The 6,808-nt window shown below is 75.8% G+C and carries 10 protein-coding genes; 4 read left to right on the top strand and 6 right to left on the bottom strand.

The window, feature by feature from the left end:
* The coding region (locus tag CNO22_RS24865) for an HNH endonuclease signature motif containing protein (RefSeq protein WP_100501931.1) at positions 1-867 on the top strand (867 nt) is incomplete at its 5' end.
* 299 nt (positions 868-1,166) lie between these two features.
* On the opposite strand, the gene CNO22_RS24870 is transcribed toward CNO22_RS24865, so the two are convergent.
* On the bottom strand, positions 1,167-2,612 hold the full coding sequence (locus CNO22_RS24870; protein ID WP_100501932.1) for a glycosyltransferase family 39 protein: 1,446 nt from the start codon (positions 2,610-2,612) through the stop codon (positions 1,167-1,169).
* 87 nt (positions 2,613-2,699) lie between these two features.
* On the opposite strand from CNO22_RS24870, the gene CNO22_RS24875 reads away from it, so the two are divergent.
* Positions 2,700-3,134, top strand: coding sequence for a PDDEXK family nuclease (locus CNO22_RS24875; RefSeq protein WP_100501933.1), 435 nt, complete (start codon positions 2,700-2,702; stop codon positions 3,132-3,134).
* Positions 3,135-3,143: 9 nt separating this feature from the next.
* Here the strand turns inward: CNO22_RS24875 and CNO22_RS24880 are convergent, their stop codons facing one another.
* Positions 3,144-3,653 (bottom strand): DUF6328 family protein, encoded by a 510-nt coding sequence (locus CNO22_RS24880; RefSeq protein ID WP_100501934.1) that lies wholly within the window; start codon positions 3,651-3,653, stop codon positions 3,144-3,146.
* A gap of 109 nt (positions 3,654-3,762) precedes the next feature.
* Between CNO22_RS24880 and CNO22_RS24885 the strand changes: the two genes are divergently transcribed.
* Positions 3,763-4,005 (top strand): hypothetical protein, encoded by a 243-nt coding sequence (locus CNO22_RS24885; protein ID WP_232807333.1) that lies wholly within the window; start codon positions 3,763-3,765, stop codon positions 4,003-4,005.
* Between the two features lie 59 nt (positions 4,006-4,064).
* Here CNO22_RS24885 and CNO22_RS24890 read toward each other — a convergent pair whose 3' ends face one another.
* The 4 genes from CNO22_RS24890 to CNO22_RS24905 form a co-directional block, all read right to left on the bottom strand.
* The gene (locus tag CNO22_RS24890; protein ID WP_100501936.1) at positions 4,065-4,619 is read right to left on the bottom strand and encodes a PGPGW domain-containing protein; all 555 of its coding nucleotides are present in this window, start codon (positions 4,617-4,619) and stop codon (positions 4,065-4,067) included.
* Positions 4,570-5,109: a hypothetical protein gene (locus CNO22_RS24895; protein WP_100501937.1), complete on the bottom strand. Its 540-nt coding sequence runs from the start codon at positions 5,107-5,109 to the stop codon at positions 4,570-4,572. The genes CNO22_RS24890 and CNO22_RS24895 overlap by 50 nt, the downstream gene beginning before the upstream one ends.
* An 84-nt stretch (positions 5,110-5,193) precedes the next feature.
* Complete coding sequence (locus CNO22_RS24900; RefSeq protein WP_100501938.1) at positions 5,194-5,463, bottom strand: DUF2277 domain-containing protein; 270 nt, start codon at positions 5,461-5,463, stop codon at positions 5,194-5,196.
* A gap of 39 nt (positions 5,464-5,502) precedes the next feature.
* Complete coding sequence (locus tag CNO22_RS24905; RefSeq protein ID WP_100501939.1) at positions 5,503-6,069, bottom strand: hypothetical protein; 567 nt, start codon at positions 6,067-6,069, stop codon at positions 5,503-5,505.
* A 113-nt stretch (positions 6,070-6,182) separates the two neighbouring features.
* Between CNO22_RS24905 and CNO22_RS24910 the strand changes: the two genes are divergently transcribed.
* Positions 6,183-6,605: a hypothetical protein gene (locus CNO22_RS24910; RefSeq protein WP_232807332.1), complete on the top strand. Its 423-nt coding sequence runs from the start codon at positions 6,183-6,185 to the stop codon at positions 6,603-6,605.
* Positions 6,606-6,808: the final 203 nt, after the last annotated feature.

The following is a 6,808-nucleotide window of genomic DNA, read 5'->3' on the forward strand; positions in this document are numbered from 1 at the left end:
GCCGCCGCCGCCGCGCAGCACATCGACGTCGCCGTCATTGACGCGGTGCTCACCGGGGTGGCCACCGCGCAGCAGTGCGCCGAGACGGCCAAGGCGGTGGAGCACTATCTGGACCGGCTGGATGAGGACGGACCGGAGCCGGATCCCACCGAGGGCCGCCGGCTGGTGATCACCAGGCACGGCGACGGGTCGATCTCCGGCCGCTTCGACCTGGACGCGGTGGGCGGGGAGAGGCTGCAGGCCGCGCTGGAGTCACTGGTGCAGGCCGGCCGCAGTGCCGGGGACGAGCGCACCAGGGCGCAGCAGTCGGCCGACGCGCTGGTGCAGCTGTGCGACAACCAGTTGGCCGCCGGTCAGCTGCCGATCCTGCGCGGGCACAAGCCGCAGGTGATCGTGAAGATCGACGCCGAGGACCTGGTCGACCCCGCCACCGGCCGGGGCGTCGCCGACATGGGCTTCGGCGCCACGATCTCCGCCGCCCGGGCCCGCTGGCTGGCCTGCGACGGGAACATCACCCGCATCGTCATGGGCCCCGACGGGATGCCGCTGGACCACGGCCGCACCGTCCGGCTGTTCCCGCCGCACGTGCGGCGCGCCGCGGAGGTGCGCGACGGCGGCTGCGTGTTCACCGGCTGCGCCGCGCCCACGTGGTGGTGCGACGTGCACCATCTGCTGGCCTGGATCGACGGCGGGGAGACGAACCTGGACAACGCCGCGCTGCTGTGCGAACGGCACCACACCAAGGTCCACCACGGCTTCCGGGTCGAGCGACAACCCGACGGACGCTGGCGCACCTGGCGCCCCGATGGCACCGAGATCCTCACCGGACCGGGCCGCACCGGCCCATTCCTCACCGCCGCCGCCTGAGGTCGACCCTCTGCGACCGCCCACCCTGAGGTCGCTGCCTACCTGATCGACGACGCACGTCCAGCCGCACGACCGCGAGGTCGTGCGGCCGGACGCGCGTGGACACCCAGGTTCCGTCGCGACGGGGCGGCGGTGGCGGGTCGGACACGTCAGCGGGTGGCCCACTCCCGGTGCGGTCCGCGGTGGACGGCCGCGTAGACCTGGTCGCGTAGCTCGTTGACGCGCTGGTCGGTCAAGGCCCGAACGACACCGCGCACGGGTTCCGCGCTCTTCGACGCCGGCGCGGTCGGCGGACGCGCTCAGCGTTCCCAGGCCTGGACGAGCAGGTCGGTCTTCGCGGCGTCGAACGCGTACTCGTCGACCACCCGCAGCCCCGCGTCCACCAGGACCTCGTCGTCGTCGGTCGGGACCATCTCGCCGCGGATCACCCGGCGGACCAACCACACCCGGTCCGCGGTCACCGGGGCGTCGTCCGGCGGCAGGACGACGTCGGGCCGCAGCTGTGGGGCCGCCGTCCGCACGTAGTGGTCCAGGCCGGTCGCCGAGCGCTGGTCCGCGGCGACGACCGGCTCGCCGGGCCGGTGCCGCTCCGCCAGGAACGCCACCACGTCGTCCGCCCGCTCCCGCGGTTCACGGTCGGCCAGCGGCGAGGACGCGACCAGCGAGCACGCCACCAGCAGCCCGGCGACCGGTGCGCGCGCGGCCCGCGGCAGCGTCAGCACGCCCACCGCCGCCAGCACCCCGAGCCCCAGCAGGCCGGCGAGCAGGTAGCGCGGCAGGTACACCGGCCGCAGCTGCTCGGCCAGCAGCAGCAGGCCCAGCGGCACGAGCACCCAGCAGGTCCCGACCACCCGCATCCCCGTGCCGCGCAGCGCGCCCAGCACCGCCAGCCCCACGGTCAGCAACAGCAGCGGCCGCAGCCCGCCGGCCCACGCCAGGACGGCGAGGTCGGCCAGCGTCCCCCCGGTGTCGCGCAGGTGCTCGGCGTTGCGAGCGCCGGTTCCGTTGAGGAGGTTCACCCCGATCAGCCCCGCAACGGGCAGCGCCGCCGCGACACCGGTGAGCGCCACCGGCCACGCCCGCCACCCGCGCAGCAGCAGCGCCGCGACGACGAAGGCCGCGAGCACGGTCGCCGCGTACCAGTGCGCCAGCCCCATCCCCGCGCCGGCCAGCCCGAACAGCAGCAGCCCCCGCGGCGACCCCTGCAGCCGGCGCACCAGTCCCAGCAGCGCCCCGCCGGTCGCCAGCACCGCCAGCCCGTACGGGCGCGCCTCCACCGCCTGCTCGAGGAGCAGGGGGCTCGCCGCCAGCACGACCCCGGCCAGCACCCCGGCCGCCCGCGAGGTCAGCCGGGTCACCGCCCGCGTGACCAGCGCCAGCCCGCCTGCCGTGGCCAGCAGCGACAGCACCCGCAGTGACGTGTCCCCGCCGATCCCCGGCAGCAGCACCCACGTGTGCACCACGAAGTACCAGGGCGCGTTGTACGACGGCGGGACGTCGGCCAGGTAGCCCGTCGTCCCGCGCCCCTCGACGATCGCCGCGAGGATCTCGCCGTACGGCCGGCGGCCCACCTCGGCGGTGAACAACTCGTCGAACCACAGCCCGTGCCCCGGCAGGAGCAGCACCGTGCCCAGCAGGAGGACGGCCAGCGGCGGCAGCAGCTCGGGCAACGACCAGCGGGCGGCCGGCTCCGAGGCACCGACCGGCTGCGGCGGTGCGGACGCCCGGTCCGCCGTCGTGCTCACGCCGAGCAGGTTAGGCGACCCTTCCTCGTCGGCCGGACGTGTCGGCGGCGCGCCGTACCGGCCGCGCCGACGGAGGGGAGGGCAGAGGTGGCACCAGGTCCGGGGCCGAGCCCGCCGGCGTCCTCGGAGGCGGTCGCCCGGCGCTTCCGCGGCCAGCCGCGCCGCGACACCACGCACGAGCTCGCGGTGCGCCGCCGGCGCCACGCCCGCGGGGTGCGCTACCGGGTCGACGTCCGCCCCTGTGCCGCCACCCGCGCGCGCGGCGACCTGGTCTGGAAGGGGCGGCGGCTCGTCGTCTTCCTCGACGGCTGCTTCTGGCACGCCTGCCCGGTCTACGGCCACCTCCCGCTGGCCAACCGCGACTGGTGGGCCGAGAAGCTCGCGGGCAACGTCGCTCGGGACCGGCGGGCCGACGCGGTGCTGCGTGACGAGGGCTGGCGAGTGCTCCGATTCCGGGAACACGAGGACCCCGACGAGGTCGCCGACGCGATCTGCGCGGCGCTGGGCGCCCGCCGCCGGTGAGGTGAGCGGTCAGTCCTCCGGGCCGTCCTGCTCGTTGTGCGCGCGCTTCCACAGCGGGACGGCGATCCACCACCAGGCCAGCAGGGCGCCCACGACCGCGGCGGTGAACCAGGCCAGCGTCAGGTCGAACACCACGTCGGTCACCAGCAGCACCGCGCCGACGATCGCCAGCGCCAGCACCACCAGGCCGAGGAACGCCGACCGGTTGCTGCGCCGCAGCAGCGCCTCCTTGTCGTGCTGCCGGAACAGCACCCGGTGCTGCGCGGCCGGGGCGATGAGCAACCCGGTCGCCACCGCAGCGGCGAGCAGGGTCGCGAAGTAGACGTCGCGCTGGAAGTCGGTGAGCTGGGTGCCCTGCTGCTGGAAGGGGACCACGAGCAGGAACGCGAAGAGGAACTGCACGCCGGGCAGGGCCACCCGCAGCTCGTTGAGCAGCTCCATGAGCTCGCGGTCGATCCGCTGCTTCCGGCTCTCCTCCGACGAGTCCCCGCTGCGCTGCGGACTCCGCACGTCGGTCATCGTGGCCGCCTCTCGTTCACCCGCCGTTCACCTTCGGCGGGATGGTGCCACGCGGCGGGCCTGGGTACCCGTCCTCCGTACGCCCGATCACCAGGAGGACGACGTGTCGATGTGGACGCCCATGGAACCGAACCTCGGCCAGGGGGACGACGGCATCCCCGCGGCCGACCCGGGAGCGGGCGCTCCGCAGCCCGCCGACGGCTTCGGCATCGGCGGCGAGGAGCCCGACCGGCCCGAGGAGCCCGGCACGCAGGACGCCGGAGCACCCGACGCCGAGGCAGGGGGAGGAGCCGGCCCGGACGGCGACCCGCCGTTCCGCACCCCCGACCCCGGCGAGGTCGGACGCCGCTGAGACACGACGAGGCCCGGTGGACCGATCCGGTCCACCGGGCCTCGTTCCCTGCGTGCCGATCAGCCCCGGACGGCCGCCAGGGCGCGGTCCACCAGGTCGTAGTGACCCACCGCCCAGAAGACGGCGCCAGCTGCCGCCAGGCCGCCGATGGTCACTGCCGCCGAGCTCACCGGGTGCTGCCTGGCGTGCGCCCAGGTGTCGCGGGCCTTCCGCCGGAAGGCCACGAAGAACCGCCGCGCCCACTCGAACTCCGTCGACCACACCCACAGGCCGATGAGGATCGGCGGGATGGTGAGCGGCCCGGGCAGCACGGTGAGCGCCAGGCCGAGCAGGACGAACAGCAACCCGGCGAAGAACACCGCGACCCGGTAGGCGGTGGCCAGCCCGGGCTTGCGCCGGACGCGGTCGCGCCACGAGCCGGGCTCCACCGGACGCGGCTGGCCCAGCCCGTCGGTGCAGTCCGGGCAGCGGGTCGCGCCGCCGCCGGTGTGCGGCTGGTCGCGGGCGTCGAGGGTGCGGGTCGCCAGGACTCCTGGATCGGCTCGGGGGTGCGGGGGAGAGCGGTCAGCGCTGGGCGAGTCCGCGTGCGACCTCGCTGGGCCGCTGCTGCTCACCGGCGTAGGAGCTGACCACCACGAGGGCGCCGGTCAGGGCCGGGATCACCCACTGCAGCTGGTCCAGCTTCGCCTGGGCCGCGGCCACCTCGGCCTTGGCCCGCTTGCTCGGCTTGGTGCCCGAGCGGGACGGCGTCCCACCGGCGTCGGACACGATCTTGCCCAGTGCCCGGCTGTAGGCGGTGACGCCCAGCGCTGCTGCGGTCAACGCCGTCTTGAGCGTGCTCATCCCGGCGACGCCCTCCTGGTTGGCCACCCGCTGCCGGTTGGCCCGCAGCTGGCCGATGCTGCCGATGAGGTGCGCGCCGATGGCCGCGGCGTTGACCGGCGTCCACCGGTCCCAGCCGGCGTTGGCGACCCGGCCGGTGTCCGAGGCGCTGCCGGCCTCACCGGCGGCGGCGTTGAGCGCCACGGCGTTGGCGAGCGTGCCGCCGAACCAGGCGGAGAGTCCGAGGTCGTGCAGCGAACGGGACAGGGTGTAGCGCGCCATGCTGAGCTCCTCCTGCAGAGTCTGTGGGTGGAGTCGCTCTACCCCGTCTCAGAGATCCACACTCGATCGCGCGTGATCGTCGGCTCAGCCGCCGTAGCGCAGCGCCGCCCGCCGGCGGGCCTTGGCCGCCTCCTCCTCGCGGTCCTTGGGCGGCGCGGTGGGGACCAGCGCGGCCAGCAGCCGGGCGGAGGCCTCGGCGACCTCCGCGACGGCGCGGTCGAAGGCCTCCGCGTTGGCCCGCGACGGCTTCGTCGTCCCGCTGATCTTGCGCACGTACTGCAGTGCGGCGGCGTGCACCTCGTCGTCGGTGACGGGCGGCTCGAAGTTGGCCAGCGGCCGGATGTTGCGGCACATGCGCGCAAGCGTAGGAGCGCCCGGGGACGTCCGGGAGCCTCAGCCGGCGAAGCCGGCCCGGTCCACCTTCCGGTGGTAGCGGGTGCCCAGCGCGCCCCCGAGCAGCGCCCCGACCAGCGTGGCCCCGGCTGCTGCGGCGAGGGTGACCAGGCCGGCGGTGGTGGCGGTGCCCTCGCCGACCGGGATGCGCGGCAGCTCCAGCCGGGCCAGCACGTTGAACTCGCTGCCGATCAGCGCCACGGCACCGGAGAGCACCAGGACGACGACCAGGCCGACCAGCCACACCGCCAGGCCCTGCCGGACGCCGCGGAAGCGGGACATCCGCCCGGCCACGTACCCGCCGGCCAGGTAGGAGAGGAAGAGGACGACGAGCAGCGCGACCGCCCCGCGCAGCCCGATCGCCTCGGCCGACGCCCCCTGGGTCAGGCCCAGCCCGGTGCCGGCCGCGGACACCAGCGCGAGCAGCAGCACGGCCAGGCCGGTCGCCGACAGCCAGCCGAAGAAGGCCGCTCCCCACTGGGTGCCGCCGAACTCCGACTGCTGGACGGCCACCGCCTCACGGGCCGGACCGTCCGTTCCGCGGAGGGGGTGGTCGGTGCGCGCCATGGGGCCCTCCTGGGGAAGATCGGAGCCGGACGTGCCCGCCGGGTGCCCGGTGCGGACCAGGACAAACGGCACGCCGGGACGGCGCGCCGGAGAGGGAGGCGACGGCGCTGGTCGTGCTGCTGGTGGACGCCGCGAACGTGGTCGGCTCCCGCCCCGACGGGTGGTGGCGGGACCGCGCCGGCGCCACCTCCCGGCTGCTGCGGCGGCTGGCCGCGCTGACCGGGCGCGAGCTGCCCGCGCCCGGCGGCGGCCCGGTCGCGGTCGACGAGGTGGTCGCGGTCGTCGAGGGCGCCGCGCGCGGGGTCGACGCCCCGGACGGCGTGACCCTGGTGCGGGCCGAGGGCAGCGGGGACGACGCCCTCGCCGCGACCGCCGCCCGGCTGGCCGCGGAGGGGCGGTCGCTGCTGGTGGTCACCGCCGACCGCGGTCTGCGCGCCCGGCTGCCCGACGGCGTTCCCGCCACCGGCCCCGGCTGGCTGCACCGACTCCTCCCCGCGGAACCCGGGGAAGGGTCGACGGGGGGCTCCCTCGCATGACCCCGAGCCCGGTCGGGTAGAGCGACTCCACCGACGCGATCGCACAGCCGTCGCGCGTCCCGCCCCCTCCCGAGCCCGAGGAGCCGCATGCCGTCGCCCGCCGGGCCGTCCCGCCCGGGGTCCGGTACGGGCGCGGCAGGTCCGGCTCGCGGCGGCGCAGCACGATGTGGCTGACCATCATGAGCACGTAGGACACCGTCGCC

Origin of the sequence: Geodermatophilus chilensis (assembly GCF_002802985.1) — a bacterium.
In the GTDB taxonomy this organism is placed as follows: Bacteria; Actinomycetota; Actinomycetes; order Mycobacteriales; family Geodermatophilaceae; genus Geodermatophilus; species Geodermatophilus chilensis.

Bases quoted from the DNA above. Each gene is read 5' to 3' on its own strand.
- CNO22_RS24880 (WP_100501934.1), bottom strand. From the start codon at position 3,653: ATGACCGACGTGCGGAGTCCGCAGCGCAGCGGGGACTCGTCGGAGGAG.
- CNO22_RS24885 (WP_232807333.1), top strand. From the start codon at position 3,763: ATGTGGACGCCCATGGAACCGAACCTCGGCCAGGGGGACGACGGCATC.
- CNO22_RS24895 (WP_100501937.1), bottom strand. From the start codon at position 5,109: ATGGCGCGCTACACCCTGTCCCGTTCGCTGCACGACCTCGGACTCTCC.
- CNO22_RS24900 (WP_100501938.1), bottom strand. From the start codon at position 5,463: ATGTGCCGCAACATCCGGCCGCTGGCCAACTTCGAGCCGCCCGTCACC.
- CNO22_RS24905 (WP_100501939.1), bottom strand. From the start codon at position 6,069: ATGGCGCGCACCGACCACCCCCTCCGCGGAACGGACGGTCCGGCCCGT.